General features: G+C 62.0%; 20 protein-coding genes. 11 read left to right on the top strand and 9 right to left on the bottom strand.

Going from position 1 to position 17,928, the window contains the following annotated elements; genetic code table 11:
* Positions 1 to 54: 54 nt before the first annotated feature.
* From CBW24_RS06565 to CBW24_RS06530, 8 genes are all read right to left on the bottom strand, one after another.
* Positions 55 to 675 carry an NADH-quinone oxidoreductase subunit C gene (locus tag CBW24_RS06565; RefSeq protein ID WP_088662259.1) on the bottom strand — a complete coding sequence of 207 codons (621 nt, stop codon included), beginning with the start codon at positions 673 to 675 and terminating at the stop codon, positions 55 to 57.
* A gap of 68 nt (positions 676 to 743) precedes the next feature.
* Positions 744 to 1,277, bottom strand: coding sequence for a NuoB/complex I 20 kDa subunit family protein (locus CBW24_RS06560; RefSeq protein ID WP_088661954.1), 534 nt, complete (start codon positions 1,275 to 1,277; stop codon positions 744 to 746).
* On the bottom strand, positions 1,268 to 1,633 hold the full coding sequence (locus CBW24_RS06555) for an NADH-quinone oxidoreductase subunit A (protein ID WP_088661955.1): 366 nt from the start codon (positions 1,631 to 1,633) through the stop codon (positions 1,268 to 1,270). Before CBW24_RS06555 ends, CBW24_RS06560 begins: the two co-directional genes overlap by 10 nt.
* A gap of 252 nt (positions 1,634 to 1,885) precedes the next feature.
* A complete protein-coding gene (locus tag CBW24_RS06550; protein WP_097373063.1) occupies positions 1,886 to 2,461 on the bottom strand; it encodes a hypothetical protein in 576 nt (191 codons plus the stop codon).
* Positions 2,448 to 3,305, bottom strand: coding sequence for an EcsC family protein (locus CBW24_RS06545; RefSeq protein WP_097373062.1), 858 nt, complete (start codon positions 3,303 to 3,305; stop codon positions 2,448 to 2,450). The genes CBW24_RS06550 and CBW24_RS06545 overlap by 14 nt, the downstream gene beginning before the upstream one ends.
* Before the next feature lie 146 nt (positions 3,306 to 3,451).
* Positions 3,452 to 3,955, bottom strand: a complete 504-nt coding sequence (locus CBW24_RS06540; protein ID WP_232530241.1) for a lysozyme inhibitor LprI family protein — start codon at positions 3,953 to 3,955, stop codon at positions 3,452 to 3,454.
* 94 nt (positions 3,956 to 4,049) lie between these two features.
* Complete coding sequence (locus tag CBW24_RS06535) at positions 4,050 to 4,712, bottom strand: DUF1236 domain-containing protein (protein WP_088661958.1); 663 nt, start codon at positions 4,710 to 4,712, stop codon at positions 4,050 to 4,052.
* A gap of 199 nt (positions 4,713 to 4,911) precedes the next feature.
* Positions 4,912 to 6,114 carry a DegT/DnrJ/EryC1/StrS family aminotransferase gene (locus CBW24_RS06530; RefSeq protein WP_097374150.1) on the bottom strand — a complete coding sequence of 401 codons (1,203 nt, stop codon included), beginning with the start codon at positions 6,112 to 6,114 and terminating at the stop codon, positions 4,912 to 4,914.
* Positions 6,115 to 6,460: 346 nt separating this feature from the next.
* On the opposite strand from CBW24_RS06530, the gene purF reads away from it, so the two are divergent.
* From purF to CBW24_RS06475, 11 genes are all read left to right on the top strand, one after another.
* Positions 6,461 to 7,918 carry an amidophosphoribosyltransferase gene (gene purF / locus CBW24_RS06525; protein ID WP_097373061.1) on the top strand — a complete coding sequence of 486 codons (1,458 nt, stop codon included), beginning with the start codon at positions 6,461 to 6,463 and terminating at the stop codon, positions 7,916 to 7,918.
* A 375-nt stretch (positions 7,919 to 8,293) separates the two neighbouring features.
* Positions 8,294 to 8,749: a GlcG/HbpS family heme-binding protein gene (locus CBW24_RS06520; protein WP_157773096.1), complete on the top strand. Its 456-nt coding sequence runs from the start codon at positions 8,294 to 8,296 to the stop codon at positions 8,747 to 8,749.
* A gap of 59 nt (positions 8,750 to 8,808) precedes the next feature.
* Positions 8,809 to 9,825 (top strand): TRAP transporter substrate-binding protein, encoded by a 1,017-nt coding sequence (locus CBW24_RS06515; RefSeq protein ID WP_088661961.1) that lies wholly within the window; start codon positions 8,809 to 8,811, stop codon positions 9,823 to 9,825.
* Between the two features lie 68 nt (positions 9,826 to 9,893).
* Positions 9,894 to 11,183 carry a TRAP transporter large permease gene (locus tag CBW24_RS06510; RefSeq protein ID WP_097373059.1) on the top strand — a complete coding sequence of 430 codons (1,290 nt, stop codon included), beginning with the start codon at positions 9,894 to 9,896 and terminating at the stop codon, positions 11,181 to 11,183.
* Positions 11,183 to 11,665, top strand: a complete 483-nt coding sequence (locus tag CBW24_RS06505; protein ID WP_097373058.1) for a TRAP transporter small permease — start codon at positions 11,183 to 11,185, stop codon at positions 11,663 to 11,665. Before CBW24_RS06510 ends, CBW24_RS06505 begins: the two co-directional genes overlap by 1 nt.
* A gap of 15 nt (positions 11,666 to 11,680) precedes the next feature.
* Positions 11,681 to 12,484, top strand: a complete 804-nt coding sequence (locus CBW24_RS06500) for an SDR family oxidoreductase (protein WP_097373057.1) — start codon at positions 11,681 to 11,683, stop codon at positions 12,482 to 12,484.
* A gap of 209 nt (positions 12,485 to 12,693) precedes the next feature.
* Positions 12,694 to 13,593, top strand: a complete 900-nt coding sequence (locus tag CBW24_RS06495) for an NAD(P)-dependent oxidoreductase (RefSeq protein WP_097373056.1) — start codon at positions 12,694 to 12,696, stop codon at positions 13,591 to 13,593.
* The gene (locus CBW24_RS06490; protein ID WP_157773094.1) at positions 13,590 to 14,489 is read left to right on the top strand and encodes a sugar phosphate isomerase/epimerase family protein; all 900 of its coding nucleotides are present in this window, start codon (positions 13,590 to 13,592) and stop codon (positions 14,487 to 14,489) included. The genes CBW24_RS06495 and CBW24_RS06490 overlap by 4 nt, the downstream gene beginning before the upstream one ends.
* A 34-nt stretch (positions 14,490 to 14,523) precedes the next feature.
* Positions 14,524 to 15,402 carry a beta-keto acid cleavage family enzyme gene (locus tag CBW24_RS06485; protein ID WP_088661967.1) on the top strand — a complete coding sequence of 293 codons (879 nt, stop codon included), beginning with the start codon at positions 14,524 to 14,526 and terminating at the stop codon, positions 15,400 to 15,402.
* A 69-nt stretch (positions 15,403 to 15,471) separates the two neighbouring features.
* Complete coding sequence (locus tag CBW24_RS06480) at positions 15,472 to 16,311, top strand: sugar phosphate isomerase/epimerase family protein (RefSeq protein WP_097373054.1); 840 nt, start codon at positions 15,472 to 15,474, stop codon at positions 16,309 to 16,311.
* 33 nt (positions 16,312 to 16,344) lie between these two features.
* A complete protein-coding gene (locus tag CBW24_RS06475) occupies positions 16,345 to 17,349 on the top strand; it encodes an alcohol dehydrogenase catalytic domain-containing protein (protein WP_097373053.1) in 1,005 nt (334 codons plus the stop codon).
* 10 nt (positions 17,350 to 17,359) lie between these two features.
* Here the strand turns inward: CBW24_RS06475 and CBW24_RS06470 are convergent, their stop codons facing one another.
* Positions 17,360 to 17,914 (bottom strand): IclR family transcriptional regulator, encoded by a 555-nt coding sequence (locus CBW24_RS06470; RefSeq protein WP_232530239.1) that lies wholly within the window; start codon positions 17,912 to 17,914, stop codon positions 17,360 to 17,362.
* Between the last annotated feature and the right edge of the window lie 14 nt (positions 17,915 to 17,928).

The raw sequence follows: 17,928 nt of genomic DNA, 5'->3' as shown, positions 1-17,928 counted from the left end.
ACTGGTCCTTTGCTCAGGACGGTTCCCGCCACCGGCAGGGGACCGTCGCCCCGATCAGGGCTTGTGGCCGTCCGCGGCGATCTTCTCGTCGCCGGGCAGGATATAATCGGCCCCCTCCCACGGGGACATGAAATCGAACTGGCGGTATTCCTGCACCAGATTGACCGGTTCGTAGACGACGCGCTTTTGCACCTCGTCGTAACGCACCTCGGTGTAACCGGTGGTGGGGAAATCCTTGCGCAGCGGAAAGCCGCGGAAGCCGTAATCCGTCAGAATGCGGCGCAGGTCGGGATGGCCGCTGAACAGCAGACCGAACATGTCAAAGACTTCGCGCTCGAACCAGTTCGCCGCCGGATAGATCGCGGTCAGCGAAGGCACCATGTCCTCCTCGCGCACGGCGGCGCGCAGGCGGATGCGGTGGTTCTGATACATCGACAGGAAATGATAGACGACGTCGAACCGCTTATCCCGCTGGGGATAGTCGATCGCCGTGATGTCGACGAGCGTGGAAAACCGCGTTGTCTGGTCGTCGCGCAGGAACTCGCAGAAGCCGGGCAGCGCGGAGGGCGACACATCAACCGTCAGCTCGCCACGGATCACGGTGTAGCCCAGCACGCAATCGGGGCGCTTGGCCTCCAGATAGGTGCCCAGTTCCTCCAGCGCGGCGTCAGGCATGGGGCCCACATGCGCGGCGGGGCGCGGGGTGGCGGCGGTGGTCTGGTCTGTGGTCTCGGCCATCTGCGTTACCTCACGATCGTTCCGGTGCGGCGGATCTTCCGCTGGAGTTGCAGGATACCGTAGAGCAGCGCCTCGGCGGTCGGCGGGCAGCCGGGAACGTAGATATCGACCGGCACGATCCGGTCACAGCCACGCACCACGGAATAGCTGTAGTGGTAATAGCCACCGCCATTGGCGCAGGAGCCCATCGAGATCACATAGCGCGGCTCGGGCATCTGGTCGTAGACCTTGCGCAGCGCGGGCGCCATTTTATTGGTCAGCGTGCCTGCGACGATCATCAGGTCCGACTGGCGCGGGGAGGCGCGCGGCGCGGTGCCGAAGCGTTCCACATCGTAGCGCGGCATCGAGGTTTGCATCATCTCGACGGCGCAGCAGGCCAGACCAAAGGTCATCCAGTGCAAAGAGCCGGTGCGCGCCCAGTTGATGATGTCCTCGGTCGACGTGACGAGGAAGCCCTTGTCCTGAAGCTCGGCATTCAGGGACTGCGTGGCGACCTCGCGATCGGCCCCGGCAGCATTGGCGGAGGTGCTCACTCCCATTCGAGGGCTCCTTTCTTCCATTCATAGGCGAAGCCGATGGTCAGCACGCCAAGGAAAACCATCATCGACCAGAACCCGACATCCGTCTGCATCGGGAAGGCCACGGCCCATGGGAACAGGAACGCAACTTCGAGGTCAAAGATGATGAACAGGATCGACACCAGATAGAAACGGACGTCGAATTTCATCCGCGCATCGTCAAAGGCGTTGAAACCGCATTCGTAGGCCGACAGCTTTTCGGGGTCCGGGTGCCGCACCGCGACGATCAGACCGGCCAGGATCAGCACGATCCCCAGCGCGACGGCAATACCGAGAAAGATGAGGATCGGGAGATATTCCCTGAGCAGCACGTCCACGGATGGCTCCTTTCTGGCGGGGAGCCGCCCATAGGCGCGCTCCGGCTTTCGTCGGGGTTTACGCCCGGCCCGGTCCGGGGTCAACCGAGGACGGCCGCCCCGATGACGCCTAACTTAGCGTCCTGTCGTCGCGATTTGCACCCCGATGTGACCGCTACCACCCCCACGCCCCGCGATTGCCGCAAAGAGCAGGCGTTGCGCATAGGCAAAGCGCCCGATTTCCGGGCAGTCAGGCGCCCTGTGCGGCAGGGATCAGCGGCGCTCGGCGTCGGTGGCCACGGCGGGAGTGGCATCGGGGGCGCTGTCCTCCTCGCGCACCGTGGCGCGGTAGCGGCGGCGATAGATCAGATTGGGCCGGTCGCCATCCAGCAGATAGAACCCCACCGCCAGCGCCAGCGCCGCCTGAACCAAGATAAGCGCCTGCACCGGGCCAAAGCCCGATTGCAGCAAAACTGCGCCGCCACCCACCAGCGACAAGAGCCGCCATAATTGCCGGACGCAGATCACCATGGTGAGCCATAAGGACAGCGGCACCCGCAGCATCAGCCCCGCCGCCGCCAACAGCGACAGCACCGCAAAAACCACAGCCCATGTGCCGCCAAGGCCAAGCCCTATGATCCACAATTCGATCCCGGCGGTGACGGCAAGCCACAGCGCCGAAGCCCAGATCAGCGCGCCGGGGCGGCCTTTGGGGTGGGCGCGGGCCGCGGTTGCGGGCACTTCGACCCAATAGCTGCCATCCGGGCCGCGTCGGGCCAACACGGTGTCTGCCTGCACAGGGTCCGCAGCGGGCGCGCCCTGCCCCGTCTGATCGTCACGCTTGGTCATGCCCCGTCTCCGCCTGCCTGTCATCGCCTGCGGAGGTGGCAGGTGCGGGCGGCGCGGGCAAGACCTTGCGATGCATAAGCCATCGCTGGCGATAGGCCCAACGGGCGGCGCGGCTGACATCGGTCTGGAAGCTGGCATTGACCCCGGCCCCGATCAGCCCGCCCGCGAGCGGCACCACCTGCGCGGCCTTGCGTCGCAGCAGATCGACGCTCAACCCCCGCGCGACGCGGTCGATCACCTTATCGAACACCCAGTCGACGGCGCGATCAGCGGCGAATCGCACCTCCGGCTCATTGAGCTGCCGGGCCAGCCGGTTGATCCGGCCCATCGCATCGCCGCGCGCCTCCATGCCCTGCACCGTCGCCAATTCGAGGATCTGCAACCGGAACAGGCGTTCTTCGTCGTCATTGCCCGCAAAGCCATAGGCCGCCCCGGTCGCGCGCACATTGCGCGCGGCAAGCGACAGCGTGGCGGGCACGTCGAACATGGCCCCCGGCCCGCCGAACCAGCCCGCAAGCCCGCCGGTCGCGGCGTTGGAGCCGACGGACCATTTCTGCACCCTGAGCGCGGCGGCTTCGCAGGCGTCTATATCGTCGAGGTCATGGCTCCCCGCGCCTTCGGGCAGCGTCCGGCCCGCGCCTTGGTCGGCCATCATCAGCGCGCGGCGCATCATTCCCGGCGGCAGAAACCGGCGCAGCAGGCGGGACGCGGGCGCAGTCACCTTTTCGGTGCCGGTGCCCATGCGGGTGCTGCGGCGGGCCTCGAACCGGCGCTGTTCCTCCAGCACCCGCTCCACCGCCTGCGCGAGCGGATCATGAGGGTCGGATTGTGGCAGGTCGGTCATGGCGGTCTCCTTTCGAGGGGGCGGAGCACGGCGGTGGCCCCGTCCCTGCCCCACTCCATTTAGGCGCGCGGTGCGGAATTTCAGCCCGCCCGCCGCCTGCGCGCGGTGCTGCGCCAGCGCCCCGGCAATATGGTGCCGAGCAACGCCTATCGCACCAGATCGGCCTCCAGCGCCAAAGCCTGCTCACCGGTTTCCTGCATCATGCAGGTCAGGAAGGCCGGGTTGGCGCCGGTGCCTCCGCCATATTGCGCGGCGTCATAGGCGCAGCGCGCATCACGAAACCCGATCCATGCCCGCTGCATGTCGCGCAGGGCGATCTCAGCGCTTGGCAGATCCCGGCCCGGAATTGCGTTTCCGGTATCCATCTGCGCCATATGCGGGCGCAGCGCGCCATAGGCCCGGTTCAGCCGCGCATCCCAATAGCTCAGTTCACGATCCGCGCAGCCCCCCATCCCGACAGTGGTGGTGCCGCCCGGTATCGCCTCCATACAGGCCGCGGCGGCAAGGCCGATGCATTGGCGCGGATCGGATGCACCTTCGGCCAGACATGCCTCCACCGGCGCGGGGTCGAAAATCAGGTCCTGCGCAAATGCCGCGCTCTCCCAAACCAGCCCCAGCCCGGCCAGCGTTGTCATCTTCCCTAGGCTCATGCGTTGCTCCCCTTCACGCAAAAGGGCGGCCCGCTTAACGCGGACCGCCCCGGAGACTCCGGACACCAAGGACCGGAACTCTGTCGTCAGCGCATTAGCGCACGACGTAGACGATTTGACGCTCGGACGGCTCCACGAGCACGGTCTGACCGTTCACGTTGAGATAGGAATACTCCGCGGTCGGCACATCATAAAGCTCGATCTCCTGCGGGATACCGGCACCGACCACGACTTCGCCGTCGAGATAGATCGGATCCACGGGGTTTTCAGTGACATAAGTCACCGTGTCTTCGTTCGGGTCGACGGCGACACCGGTCGCGGCACCCAGAACGGCACCGGCGGCGATGGCGGCGGGGCCACCGATCAGCGAGCCGACAACGGCACCCATGGTGCCGACGGCAGCAGCGGAGGTGCCATCCGAGTTGTCTTCCTCATAGGTGATGGTCGTGACTTCCAGTTCCTGCGGCGAGGACTGAAGCGCGACGGGCTCACCGCCCAGCGGCGCGGTCAGGTAGGCGCCATAGGCCCAGCCGGTGGTGCCGTTATAGCTCACTTTGCACCAGTTCGCGGCTTCGAGGCAGCCATCGACCGAAGCGGCAGCATCGGCGTCGATCAGGCCGACCACATCATATTGCGGGCCGGGGCCGGAGCGGACGTTCAGGTCGGTGGTTGCGGTCGCTTCCATAGCAGCGAGTGCGGGACCGGCGGCGATCGCGGCAGCGGCGGTCGTCAGGACGAGTGCTTTACGTTTCAGCATTTGTTTTGCTCCTCAACTTTGATGAGACCGGACTACCCGGCCCCGCTCGGGCAGCGTCGCCGCCCGGCTTAGGTAAGGGCAACACGCCGGGAGGATGCTGGTTCCAAGACCGGTTTCGCGGCCTCGGCGGAAGGTCGCTTAGACGCGCCGAAAACCCAGTGTTATATAGGCTTTCGGCGCAATCCGTCGGACCGGCAGGTTAAAGGCGCGACAGCTCTTCGACAAGAATGGCGGCGATCAGCGCGCAGGCATCAAGGTCGAATGACAGGGGAATACGCATGTCACAGAGCCGCGCCAGCACCGCATCGGTGCGCGGCAGCGGGGGCACCGGGGCGTAGCGCCAACTGTCATAGCGCGAGGTGTAGCCCTGCGGCTCCTCCGCCCCGAACCATTTTAGCTCCACCCCCCGCGCGGCACAGGCGCACAGCAGCTCGCGGATCTGCTCCGGCGCAGCGGCATGGGGCAGGAACTGAATGGACGAGCCGATTTCACGGGCATGGGGATTGCGGCGCGGCACATGGGCCAAGCCGCTGTCGCGCAGCGCCCCGGCAATCACGGCGTGCCGGGCGATCCAGCCTTCGCAGGCGTCGGGCAGTTCGGCCAGTTGCGGCCGCAAAATCGCGGCGCGCAGGGCATCCATCCGCCCCGACACATTTGGCACGTCGTATCGGATTTTCTCATAGACTTCCGGCGGCGGTGCGGCCCGGTGGCGGTCATAGAGCATATAGCTCCCCGATCCGATCACAGCCCGCGCCATCAGTTCAGGGTCGTCGCTGACCAGCAGCCCGCCCTCGCCGCTGTTGATATGCTTGTAGGTCTGGGTCGAATAGCAGCCCATCGCCCCGTGCCGCCCCGACGCCACCCCACGCCACGCCGCGCCCATCGTGTGGGCGCAATCCTCGATCACCGTGACCATCGCGTCGTCGCACAGGCGCATCAGCCGGTCCATGTCGCAGATATGGCCGCGCATATGGCTCAGTAGCAGCACCTTTGCGCCCTGCGCGCGGCCTGCCTCGGCGTCGAGCATCGCCGCCAGATGATCGAGATCGATCACCAAATCCTCGGTCACCTCCACATAGACCGGCACCGCGCCGATTGCGGCGATGGCCCCCGGCACCGGCGCCAGCGTAAAGGCATTGGTCAGCACCCGGTCGCCCGGCTGCACCTCCACCGCGCGCAGCGCCGCGCCCAAGGCATACCCCCCCGACGCGACGGCCAGACAATAGCGCGCGCCGGTGAAGGCTGCGAATTCCTCCTCCAGCGCTGCGACCTCGCCCACCTCGCCGGGCAGCAGGTTATAGCGGTGCAACCGTCCATGCCCCAGAACCGTCGTTGCGGCATCAAGCGCGGACTGCGGCAGCGCCGCCTGCTGGGTGAAATTGCCGGTAAACCGCGTCACCATCGGATCGGCGCGCCCCGGCGCAGGCGCCGCGTCGGGGACCTCCGGGGCCGATTGCGCCGCATTGGCGCGGTCGGACATGTCGTCGGGGCTGGTCATCACGAACTCCTGCGGATCGGCACGGCGCGGAGCCTGCGGCGCGGCGCGGGCGGCGTCAATGCCCTGTGCTGCATAGATAATGCAGCCGTGATCGGCGGCGCAAAGACACCCACTGCCCCGCCTGCGCCCGCCTTGCCTGTGGCCGATCCAACACGGATGCGTGACAAAGGGATGACAGCCCCCCCGTCACACAGTATAGCGACCCTGCCGCCCTGAGCTGGATTCGGAGCCCGCCATCGTGCCCCCACATATGCCCCCCGCGCACCCCTTCGACGACGACAAGCTGAAGGAGGAATGCGGCGTTTTCGGCGTGGTTGGCGTCACTGACGCCGCCAACTTCGTGGCCCTCGGGCTGCATGCCCTTCAGCATCGCGGTCAGGAGGCCGGTGGCATCGTCACCTACGCCCCCGATCACGGTTTCAATTCCGCACGCCGCTTCGGCTATGTGCGCGACAACTTCACCAACCAATCGGTAATGGATACCCTGCCGGGCGAAATCGGGATCGGCCATGTGCGCTATTCCACGGCCGGGTCAAAGGGCAACACGCAGCTGCGTGACGTGCAGCCGTTCTTTGGCGAATTCTCCATGGGCGGTGCGGCCATCGCCCATAACGGCAACATCACCAATGCCGCCGCGCTGCGCCGCGAACTGATCGAACGTGGCTCGATCTTTCAGTCCTCCTCGGACAGCGAATGCATCATCCACCTGATGGCGCGGTCGTTGCAGCGCGACATCCCCGAACGGATGAAAGATGCGCTGCGCCGGGTCGAAGGCGCGTTTTCCGTGGTCGCCATGACCCGGACCAAGCTGATTGGCGTGCGCGATCCGCTGGGCGTGCGCCCGCTGGTTCTGGGCAAGGTCGCCGATGGCTGGGCGCTGTCCTCCGAGACCTGCGCGCTCGACATCATCGGCGCGGAGTTCGTGCGCGAGATCGAGCCCGGCGAAATGGTCGTCATCACCGAGGCGGGCGTCACCTCGCACCGCCCGTTCAACGCGCGCAAGCCGCGGTTCTGCATCTTCGAGCACGTCTATTTCTCGCGTCCCGATTCGGTTCAGGGCGGGCGCTCCGTCTATGAAACCCGCCGCCAGATCGGTGTGGAACTGGCGCGGGAGGCCCCGGTCGATGCCGATCTGGTCTGCCCCGTCCCCGACAGCGGCACGCCCGCGGCCATCGGCTTCAGCCAGGAAAGCGGCATTCCTTATGCGATGGGGATCATCCGCAACCAGTATATGGGCCGGACCTTCATCGAGCCGACCGAGCAGATCCGCAACATGGGTGTGCGGCTGAAGCTGAACGTGAACCGCGCCTTGATCGCGGGCAAACGCGTGATCTTGGTCGATGACAGCGTCGTGCGTGGCACCACCAGCCGCAAGATCAAGGAAATGATCCTCGATGCCGGCGCCAAGGAAGTGCATTTCCGCATCGCCTCCCCGCCGACCGCATGGCCGTGCTTCTACGGAGTCGACACGCCGGAACGCGAGAAGCTGCTCGCCAGTCACATGTCCGAGGAAGAGATGCGCCAGCACCTCGCCGTGGACAGCCTGCGGTTCATCTCGCTCGACGGGCTCTACCGCGCAGTGGGCGAGGCCGAAGGCCGCAACAACGCCGAGCCGCAATATTGCGACGCGTGCTTCTCCGGCGAATACCCCGTCGCCCCGTCCGACATGATCGAGCGCGGCTTTCAGGTGAAGACCGCAGCGGAGTAACCGCACGCGGTCCGCGTCGGGACAGCCCCCTGTCCCGACCGCAAGCCCTGAGCATCGGCGGCGCGCCTGCGCCCGCCTGTTATACCCAATCTAGCGATTAATCGTGCGGGACGCGCGTTCCGCTTCAAGCGTGTTGCAAGCGATGCAACGCGCATGGGGCGCTGCCCCTTTACGCCTGTTCAACTCAGTCCAGCATGGCCCTGCGATACCCGTTTTTCGCGGCAGAATTACCCGTGGCCTGCTCAAAAAGGTTGACAACACCCCGTTAGTTGCGCAATGTGCAACACATGGCGTCACACGCAACACTGCGCGCGCTGCCGAACATTGGACACGAGTTCGATCTTACCCAATTCGCTCAAAACTCCGAGGCATAAGATGACGGTCAAGCCTACCCCGCAGCATATCATATCCTATGACACGGCGCGCGGGCTTGTCGCGGCGGCCTTGGATGCGGCGACCCGCGCAGGCAAGGATGTCTCGGTCGCTGTGGTCGACCCATCCGGGCATCTGGTGGCGTTCGGGCGGTCCGACACCGCCGCGCTGCTCAGCATCAACGTGGCGATCGACAAAGCCTATACATCTGCGGTTTCCCGCATCCCGACACATGGCTGGCAGGAAACAGTGGCAACGGATGCGCCCATTCGCGACGGCGTTCCCGGTGCAATCCCGCGCCTGATCACGGTCGGGGGCGGACAGCTGGCGTATTTTAACGGACAGATCATCGGCGCCATTGGCGTCAGCGGAGCCCATTGGGATGGCGATCGCGCCCTCGGGGAGGAGGCGCTGCGGTCTATGGGTCTGTTTGAGGAGGCCCCCCGCAACGAGGTTTAGCAGGCAGGCTGCAGGTTCGCGCAGCTTGACGAAATTTGGAATGGTAGGAGGAGGAAACCATGCCTAAATTCAATCTGAGACGGCGAGATTTTCTAGGAACGGCAGGGTCGGCCGTTCTTGCAACGGCGGTCATTATCCCCGGCAAGGCACGCGCGGCGACGCGCCTGAAGCTTGCTCATGGGGTTGGCCCGGACCACCCGATCTATCAGTCAGCCGAGGATTTCGCCGCCAGCGTCGCAGAACGCACGAATGGCGAGCTGATGATCGACGTATTTCCGCAAAACGAGCTGGGCACGACACATGACGTGGCCCGGCAAACGCAAATGGGCGCAGTCGACATCAACCTCACCAACCCGCCGGTGATCGAGACGCAGGCCCCTGAAACCAACGTCATTCAGATCCCCTATCAGTTTGACGATTACGCCCACGCCCATCGCGTGCTGGGCGACACGGCCAATGCATGGCTGCGCGAGTTGCTGGCGCGGAACCAGTTTCACTGGGTGGCCAACTATGTGTTTGGCTTCCGGGCATTGACCAACAGCGTGCGGGAAATCCACACGCCCGACGACATTGCCGGGCTGAACCTGCGCGTCCCGCCCGAAGTTTCGATCAAGTCGGCACTCGAAGCATTGGGTGCGACGACGCAGACCATCGCGTTCAACGAACTATATCTCGCCCTCGCCAGCAATGTGGTCGACGGGCAAGACAACCCCCTCGCCGTCAGCTACGCGAACAAGTTCTATGAGGTGCAGAAGTTCGCGGCGACGACGAACCACATCTACACCGCGAGCATGATGCTCATGAATCCCAACTCGTGGAGCAAACTGTCCCCGGAGTTCCAACAAGTCATCTCCGAGGAGGGGCTTCGGACCGGCGAAGAATGTCAGGCCAACCTGCTGACGAGCGAGGCCGAGACGATTTCAAAGCTGGAGGCCGCAGGTCTCATCGTCACGAAACCCGACACCGCCCCGTTCCGGGAACTCATGGGGCCCTCCTATGACATCCTGCGCGAGCGTATCGGCAACGAGACATGGGAAAAATGGATGACCTTCGTAGAAGACGGGCGCACTGCCTGAGAATTCTGCCATGACTTTAGGGCGGCCCGCGTAGGTGGGTCGCCTGACGTCCAACAAGGTTACTTTCTATGACTGCTTTCTTACTGGTGCTGTCCCTTATCGGCTTCTTGGTCGGGGGGATGCCCATCGGCATCGCTATTTCACTGGTTGCAGCGGGCACGATGTGGGTGACCGTCGGCCCTGATCTGCTTCCGATCTTTATCCAGCGGTTCTACTCCGGCACCACGACATTTACCCTGCTTGCCATTCCGTTCTTCATCATCGCCGGCAACATCATGAACCTCGGCGGCATGACGACCCGAATTTTCGATCTGGCACAGGTCTTTGTCGGGCGGGTGCGGGGCGGGCTGGCACATGTGAACGTCATTTCAAGCACCCTGTTTTCGGGGATGTCGGGCTCCGCAGTCGCTGATGCGGCCGGGCTTGGCCTGATCGAAGTGAAGGCGATGAAGGACGCCGGCTATAGCGCCAAATACGCCGCCGCGATCACCGCCGTCTCCAGCACAATCGGTCCGATTATCCCGCCGAGCATCCCTTTCCTGATCTATGCCAGCCTCGCCAATGTGTCGGTCGGCGCGCTGTTCATCGCGGGCTTGATGCCCGGCCTTCTGATGGCGGGTGGCCTGATGATCGCAATCGCTCTTGCCGCAAAACGTAAAGGGCTGCCGAAATTCGAACGCCACCTTGGGTTACGCGAAAGCGTGCGGATCATCGCAAATGCGCTGCCTGCCTTGGCCATGCCCGTGCTTGTGCTTGGCGGCCTGCTGCTTGGCCTCGCCACCGCAACGGAGACCGCTGTGCTGGCCGCTGCATATGCGTTTCTGATTGGCACCCTGTTTTATCGCGAACTGTCGCTGCGCCAGATCCCGCAGATCCTGTGGGTGTCCTGTAAGCAAACCGTTCAGGTGATGTTTATCATGGCAGCTGCCGCGCCGTTCGGCTGGGTGTTGGTGCAACAGCGCATTCCCAATGAAATCATCTCCGGCATTGTCGGGCTATCGGTCGATCCTTGGGTCATTATCCTTTTGATAAACGCCACCGTGCTGGTGCTGGGGATGTTTATTGAAGGTGCTGCGGTCCTTGTCATCTCCGTCCCAATTTTGCTGCCGATCGCGGCAATGATTGGCATCGACCCCGTTCATCTGGGTGTCATTCTAGTCCTGAACATCATGATCGGACTGGTGACACCGCCTGTTGGGCTCGTTTTGTTTACCGTAGCCGCCGTCGCCAACGTAAAGGTCAAAGACATCCTCGACGAAGCGTGGCCCTATATTCTGGCGCTCATGGTGGTGTTGATCGTCATTTCGTTCAGCCCCGGCCTTGTGAACTGGCTTCCCTCCAAGATGGGGTTCAACTGATGCGCGCCTTGATGCACCTTGATCGCGCAGTGGCAGCCACGTTGCGTATGGCCGTAATCATCTTGATCACGCTGCTGTTCTTCCTGCTGCTGTCCAGCATTCTTCTGCGGCTGATTTCCGTGTCGATGTCCGGCCCGCTGGAGCTTGTCGAGTTTCTCATAATCTGGATTGTGCTGCTTACGACCGTCAGTCTTTGGCGGGACCACGAGCTGTATAAGGTCACTCTTATCGAAGATCTGATGCCAGGCCTTACACGCTTCATTCAGGTTATTGTCGAAGTTCTGAAGCTGGCATTTTGCGCGCTTCTTATTTTTCACGGCGCGAAATATGCGCTTGCCGCGCGTGAACTCACCTCGTTCTGGCAGTTCGATAAGATATACGCCTATTCCGCACTGCCAATATGTGGCGCATTGATGCTGATCTACAATATTCGCGATCTTTGCGTCAGCGTCAGATCCGTTTTTATCCCTACGCAGCCGTAAACCGGAGTCTCATCCATGTCATTGCAAGCCTGCCCCGTGGATCGCCTGCCTGTCACTCTTAAGGGATATAGGGTCGTCATCACCGGCGCCGCGTCGGGGATCGGACTGGTGGTCGCCCAGTCATTTGCCGACGCGGGCGCGCAGGTATTCATAAGCGACCTGTCCGCCGATGCGCTTGCCGATGCGCTGGCGGCGAACCCAGCGCTTCGGGGCACCGTTTGCGACGTGTCGGACACCAGCGCGATCCGCGACATGTTCAACGCAGCCAGCGCGGAACTGGGCGGTGTTGACGTCCTTATTAACAATGCGGGCGTCGCAGGGCCGATCGGACCGATCGAGGATCTGTCGATTGCCGCCGTCGAAAGCACATTCGCGATCAACAATGTTGCGCAATTCAGTTGTGCGCAGGAAGCCGTGAAGCTGATGCCTGCAAGCGGCGGTGCGATAATCAACCTAAGCTCCGTGGCGGGCCGCCTCGCCTTTCGCAACCGCTCCGCCTACGCGACCGCGAAATGGGGCGTGGTGGGATTTACCCGCAGCCTCGCTCTTGAACTTGGGGCAAAGGGCATACGCGTGAACGCGATCTTGCCGGGCCACGTCAACGGTGACCGGTTCAGAACGGTTTGGTCGACCCGAGCGAAAGAACGCGGAATTACATTCGAAGAAATGAGGGCGGAAGTCGTCGAATTCAGCTGCCTTCAATCCACTGTCGAAATGCAGGATATCGCAAATATGGCGCTGTATCTGGCTTCGCCATTCGGAAAAATGATCACTGGCCAGGCTTTAAGCGTCTGCGCAGGCGTCGAAATGATGCCCTGACCTACCGACCGTAGAGCAGAAAATACCTATCCTGTCTATTTTAATCCGGGTCGTTTCACCGGATCTGAAGGGCGTGGATAACGGTAAAAATCCATTTCAGTTTTTATTCCGGAATTTCCGCTTCTCATTATTGACAGATTTAACGCGTTGCGCATTATGCATCATGTTGCGCATTGAGCAACAACACCGGAGTTGAGGAGGAACTACCAGTGCCTGACAAAAAGAAGGTTGGCTTCATCGGTTTGGGCGACATGGGTTTTGCCATGGCGTGCTGCCTGTTGCGCGAAGGCTTTGACGTTGTCGGCTTCGATCTGCGTCAGGCCCAGCTGGACGCGCTTCGTGCAAAGGGCGGCACGATCGCCTCCAGTGCCGCTGACATCGGCGCACAGGTCGATGTGGCCTTTGTCATGGTGATGGACGGCGCACAGGTCGAAAGCGTGATCAGCGGCGAACACGGGCTGCTGAACACCATGTCCGCTGGCTCCACGATCATCATTTCCTCCACCATCATTCCCGATGAGATCCGCGCAATCGAAAAATCCTGCATCGCCAAGGGCGTGGAGATCATCGACACCCCTGTCACCGGCGGGTTGATCGGCGCATCTGCGGGCACATTGGTGCTTATGGCCGCCGCAAAACAAACCGTGTTTGACGCGCATAAGCCGCTGCTCGATGCCGTGGGCGGGACGATCCACCATGTCGGCGAAGAGATCGGCGCGGGCCAAAGCGTCAAAGCTGCGCTTCAGGCGCTTATTGGCAGCACGCTTGCTGGGCTATTTGAAGCGCTGGCGCTCGGCGCGAAGGCCGGCGTGAAGGGGCAAGTCATTTACGACGTCTTCACATCCGGTTGGGTCGGCAGCCCGCTTCTGCGTCAGGCAACCGAATGGGTGATGGACCGGAAGTTCACGGGCACCGGAAGCTCCGTCCACACGATGAACAAAGACCTCAGCATCAGCCTGCGGGTCAGCCACAGCGTCGGCTCCCCCCTCTTCGTCGCATCCGCAGCGCATGAATTGTTCAAGTCGGGCGCCGCGAAATTCCCTGAAGAAGACAACTGGGCCGTCACCAAGGTGATCGAGGGCATATCAGGCGCCACGGTCGAGTGGTGAACAAGGTGAAGCTCAGCGTCATCACCGATGGACTTTGCCCAGATCTTGCGCAGGCGCTATCCGTCGCCGCCAAGGCCGGTCTGCAAGCTGTCGAACTGCAGCACATCGGCGGCAAGCAGATCCATGCGCTTTCGCCCGCCGAAGTTCAGGATGCCCGGCGACATCTGGCAAATTTCGGATTGCCGGTCGCTTGCGTCACCGGGCACACCTTCCACAACTGCGCGATCGACGACCTCATCCAAGACCCCGCAAAGCTGTCGGCAGAACTGGACAAGCTGAAAGCCTGCCTTGAGTTTGCTGCCGCATGCGACTGCCCGACGGTGCGCGTGATGAACTTCCGCAAGGAGATGTTTCTGTTTGGCGGTGGCGGCGCGGAGGCATGGAACGTCAACACGGCCCTGTGGGATCAGCTTCTGGAGATGATCCAAGCCGCAAGCGCCCTTGCGGGCCCAACCACACTCGTTCTGGAAACCGGCCTGAATTCGGCCATCAGTTCGGCCACGCTGGGGCGCCGCCTGATTGATGCGCTCGACGCCGACAATATCGCGATCCTCTGGGATCCTGCCAATTGTTTGTTCTACTCCGAACGTCCTGCGCCGGAGGGCCTCGACAGCCTCGACGCACGCCATATCGGTCATGTCCATATCAAGGACATGCGGCTCGATATCGCCGGGGCCCGCATCCAGCACTGCGAAATAGGCCACGGGGACATGGCCCCCTACCTTGCCCCGCTCGCTCAGGGCCTGCGCGCCAAGGGATACGAGGGATATGTCTCTCTAGAAAGCGTCTACCGCCCCGACGGCGGCAGCTTCGCAGACGGCTTCCACGCGTCACTCGATACGTTTCGCCGGCATTTCGGGAGCGCCCAATCAGCCGCTTCCGCCGCACCCATCTGACACCTCATTCCGCACACCCAACAACGGAGCTGAAATGGAAAAGCTAGTCATCACCGTCACTTGCGATTCGACCATGTCGTATCCCAGCAACCCCAACAACCCGACCCCAAAGGGCATCCCGGCTGTCGCTGAGGAATATGTCCGGTCGGTCAATGCCGGGGCAAGTATCTGCCACCTGCACGGCCCCTACACCGTAGACGAGAAGCTGCGGGACGACGGAACCAAGATGTCCGACCTCGACATCCCCGGCTGGGGCGTTCTGCGCGAAGGGATCACCTCCGAAGTGGACGCCATCATCCAGTATGGCATCGCCAACGGGCGGTTCGACCAGCGCATGAAGTTGATCGAGGCCCAGCAGCCCGAAATGCTGTCCACCTGCTTTAACGCGCATGACGAATGCTTCGATTACGAAAATGACCCCAACCCGGTTGAACTATATGCCATCCATTCGCGGGACGAACTGCGCGACTACTGCCGCGAAACCCGCAAGAATAACGTCAAAATGGAAATCGAAGCTTTCCAGTATGGTGGCATCTGGAACGCCATGCGCATGCAGGAAGAAGGCCTGCTGGAAGACAACCCTTGGGTGACCTTCTTCCTTGGCTGGAAAGGCGGATGCTGGACGCCCCCGACCGTGCAAGCCATGACCTATATGGCAGATCACTGCCCCGACGGGTTCACTTGGAACACCAGCGTGATGGACCCCGAAGCACAGTGGAGCGTGCTGTCGACCGCGATCAGCTTGGGCGGCCATGTCCGTGTCGGGATGGAAGACAATCCGTTCCTTACGCCCGGCGAATACGCCAAGTCGAACGCAGAGCTTGTCGAGAAAATTGTTCGCATCGCGCGCGACCTTGGCCGGGACATCGCGACCCCCGCTGAGGCCCGTGCAATGATCGGGCTGGCCGGTTAATCAAATTGGGCGGGGCACGGCACAGGGCCGCTGCGCCGCTACACTACATGCGTGAAAGGGGGGAGAAAGATGACGACCGATGCTGGAGTGACTATTGGCTCGACATTGCTGGCGATCCGGGACGATGTCGAAACGGCGGTGAAACTCAATCGCGATCTGGGCTTTCAGGCGATGGAGGTGCATGGCAGCCATCTGGGCGCGGGTTTTCCGAACGTGCCCGTGCTGGAGGCGCATGCCGCCGCGACTGGACAGCTGATCCGGGACCAAGGCCTGATCGTCTCAACATTGAACGTCGCCGGTGACCCGTCTTTCCAGCCGTATGGCAACCGGGATGACAGGCAGGCGACCATCGATGGTCTTGCCCGTCACATGCGGTGGGCGCATGCCATGGGTGCACCGCGCGTCCTGTTTTGGGATGGCATCGTCGATAATCCGTCTGAAATCGGGTCTGCGTGCGAAACCCTGGCCGACGTCATCAACGCCGCTCGGGACAAGTCGGGCCTGAGCACTCCTCCCGAACTAACCTGCGAGCTGCACCCTTTCACGTTCGCCCTGACGCACCGCGCGATCGAAGACCTTGGCGCCTCCCTCGTCGCAGCGGGGGCCGGGATATGTTTTGATTTTGCGCATTTCGGGGTCGCGTTGAAAGAGGATCTGACGTCGCTCCTTACGCCGGGGGTGATCGCTGCCACCAATCTGCTGCATTACTCCGACACCGACTTCCTGTCATCCGAGGTGCATTTTCCGCCAACTGAAGGGAAAGTAGATTTTGACGAAATCGGGCGGCTATACAAAAATAGAAATATTCCCGTCGCATGGGATCTGTTTTCATGGCCCGCCCCACGCCACGCGGTAGGCACCCATATGCAGCATTACGAGCGGTTCGTAGGACTGGTCTGCAATCAGTAATCACATCATCTGCGCATCCTCCGGAGGGTCATAATGAAAGCCGCTGCCTTAACACAGTTTGGAAAACCGCTTTCCATCATTGATGCACCAACTCCGCATCCCGGAGATGACGAGGTTCTTATCCGCGTTCGTGCCTGCGGCATCGATGGAACGGATTTAAAACTATGCAAAGGATCCGGCTATGCTCCGAAGCTCCCATTCATTATGGGTCACGAATTTACCGGAGAGGTCGTAAAACTCGGCCCCAACGTCAATGACTTTGCCGTGGGTGATCGCGTTCTTCCCTATATCTTTGTTTCACCTCTTGCTCGGGCCGGTCAAAAACACCGCGATCAAATGGACCCCGATTTAATGGGGGTCATTGGCATCGATGGCTTTTCGGGTGGATATGCAGAATATGTATGCGTGCCCGCCGCGCAGCTGGTTCATTTACCTCGGTCTGTTTCATGGGAGGACGGCGCGGTCCTATGCGACGGGGCGCTGACGGCTTATCACGCAGTGGACCGCGCCCAGATATTGCCGGGACAGCGAGTGGCCATGATCGGCGTCGGCGGTGTCGCGGCCTATGCCCTACAGTTTGTTGCCCTGGCAGGCGCCGAAACCCTCGCGCTGGACAGGGTGCAGGCCAAGCTGGACTGGGCCCAGACGCTCGCCTCTGGCGTTCGCACCAGCGTTGTGGACGCTGACACAAGTCCGCCGTCCGATGCCGGGCTGGCCGATTGCGTGCTGGACTTCGTTGGTAACGCAGCGACATTTGCGTTGGGTCGCCAGCTTCTGGATCGAAACGGGCGATATGTCTTCGTCGGCTATGGCGAAGACAGCATCACAGTTTCCCCCAAGGACATGTCGCGGTCGCAGATGACCATTCTCGGAACGCGGGGCGGCAGCCGCGACGATCTGGCGGCGGTCATCGAATTGGCCGCGAATGAGCGCATCGTTTCCGCCGTAACCGACCGATATGCCCTTGATGACGTCAATGATGCGCTTCAATCGCTGTCGCAGGGACAGATCCTTGGCCGGTGCGTTCTGCGCCCCTAATGTTGAAACCTTAGTGAGCGCTCACGAACTCCATCAGCCGGGCGCCGGCCTCCTCCGCTTTCTTTACCATCCGCGAAGCTGGCCCCGACAGCCCGAGAGAGCCGATGACCTTACCCTCCACCTTGGCTGGCACCGCCACGCACATACCGCCTTCGAAAGTTTCTTCGTTGTCGATGGCATATCCACGTTCGCGTATCGCCACGAGACGTTCACGCAACTCTTTTTCATTTTGCGGCGCGCGCGAGGTGCCCTCAAGATATGAAATATCCTTCAGCAGCTCGGTCAATTTCGGCTCATCCATCGTCGATAGATACGCCTGCCCTAATGCAGAGCAATGCATCGACCGCACCGTGCCAATTTGTTCACGAACCGCGACGACGTTATTGGAATCGAGATAGGATGCATAGACCATCGAATTATTGGCCGGCACGCCTAAAATAGCCGCTTCACCAAACTCATCGCGTATAGTCTTAAGAAAGGTATCGAACTTATCTCGCCAGTTTGCCGGGTCTATTTCTCGCCCCGCGTATAGCTTTCGAATCCGATTGGCATCGAGTGCAAACATTAGATTGTCGGGCT

Source organism: Pacificitalea manganoxidans, from assembly GCF_002504165.1.
GTDB lineage: Bacteria > Pseudomonadota > Alphaproteobacteria > Rhodobacterales > Rhodobacteraceae > Pacificitalea > Pacificitalea manganoxidans.
This window is presented reverse-complemented; position numbering and strand designations above follow the sequence as displayed.

Excerpts from the sequence above, each read along its gene's own strand:
- CBW24_RS06505 (WP_097373058.1), top strand. The coding sequence starts at position 11,183 with ATGCGCGCCTTGATGCACCTTGATCGCGCAGTGGCAGCCACGTTGCGT.
- purF (WP_097373061.1), top strand. The coding sequence starts at position 6,461 with ATGCCCCCCGCGCACCCCTTCGACGACGACAAGCTGAAGGAGGAATGC.
- CBW24_RS06500 (WP_097373057.1), top strand. The coding sequence starts at position 11,681 with ATGTCATTGCAAGCCTGCCCCGTGGATCGCCTGCCTGTCACTCTTAAG.
- CBW24_RS06515 (WP_088661961.1), top strand. The coding sequence starts at position 8,809 with ATGCCTAAATTCAATCTGAGACGGCGAGATTTTCTAGGAACGGCAGGG.
- CBW24_RS06520 (WP_157773096.1), top strand. The coding sequence starts at position 8,294 with ATGACGGTCAAGCCTACCCCGCAGCATATCATATCCTATGACACGGCG.
- CBW24_RS06510 (WP_097373059.1), top strand. The coding sequence starts at position 9,894 with ATGACTGCTTTCTTACTGGTGCTGTCCCTTATCGGCTTCTTGGTCGGG.
- CBW24_RS06470 (WP_232530239.1), bottom strand. The coding sequence starts at position 17,914 with ATGTTTGCACTCGATGCCAATCGGATTCGAAAGCTATACGCGGGGCGA.
- CBW24_RS06540 (WP_232530241.1), bottom strand. The coding sequence starts at position 3,955 with ATGAGCCTAGGGAAGATGACAACGCTGGCCGGGCTGGGGCTGGTTTGG.
- CBW24_RS06560 (WP_088661954.1), bottom strand. The coding sequence starts at position 1,277 with ATGGGAGTGAGCACCTCCGCCAATGCTGCCGGGGCCGATCGCGAGGTC.
- CBW24_RS06545 (WP_097373062.1), bottom strand. The coding sequence starts at position 3,305 with ATGACCGACCTGCCACAATCCGACCCTCATGATCCGCTCGCGCAGGCG.
- CBW24_RS06550 (WP_097373063.1), bottom strand. The coding sequence starts at position 2,461 with ATGACCAAGCGTGACGATCAGACGGGGCAGGGCGCGCCCGCTGCGGAC.
- CBW24_RS06480 (WP_097373054.1), top strand. The coding sequence starts at position 15,472 with ATGACGACCGATGCTGGAGTGACTATTGGCTCGACATTGCTGGCGATC.
- CBW24_RS06485 (WP_088661967.1), top strand. The coding sequence starts at position 14,524 with ATGGAAAAGCTAGTCATCACCGTCACTTGCGATTCGACCATGTCGTAT.
- CBW24_RS06530 (WP_097374150.1), bottom strand. The coding sequence starts at position 6,114 with ATGGTGACGCGGTTTACCGGCAATTTCACCCAGCAGGCGGCGCTGCCG.
- CBW24_RS06535 (WP_088661958.1), bottom strand. The coding sequence starts at position 4,712 with ATGCTGAAACGTAAAGCACTCGTCCTGACGACCGCCGCTGCCGCGATC.
- CBW24_RS06475 (WP_097373053.1), top strand. The coding sequence starts at position 16,345 with ATGAAAGCCGCTGCCTTAACACAGTTTGGAAAACCGCTTTCCATCATT.
- CBW24_RS06565 (WP_088662259.1), bottom strand. The coding sequence starts at position 675 with ATGCCTGACGCCGCGCTGGAGGAACTGGGCACCTATCTGGAGGCCAAG.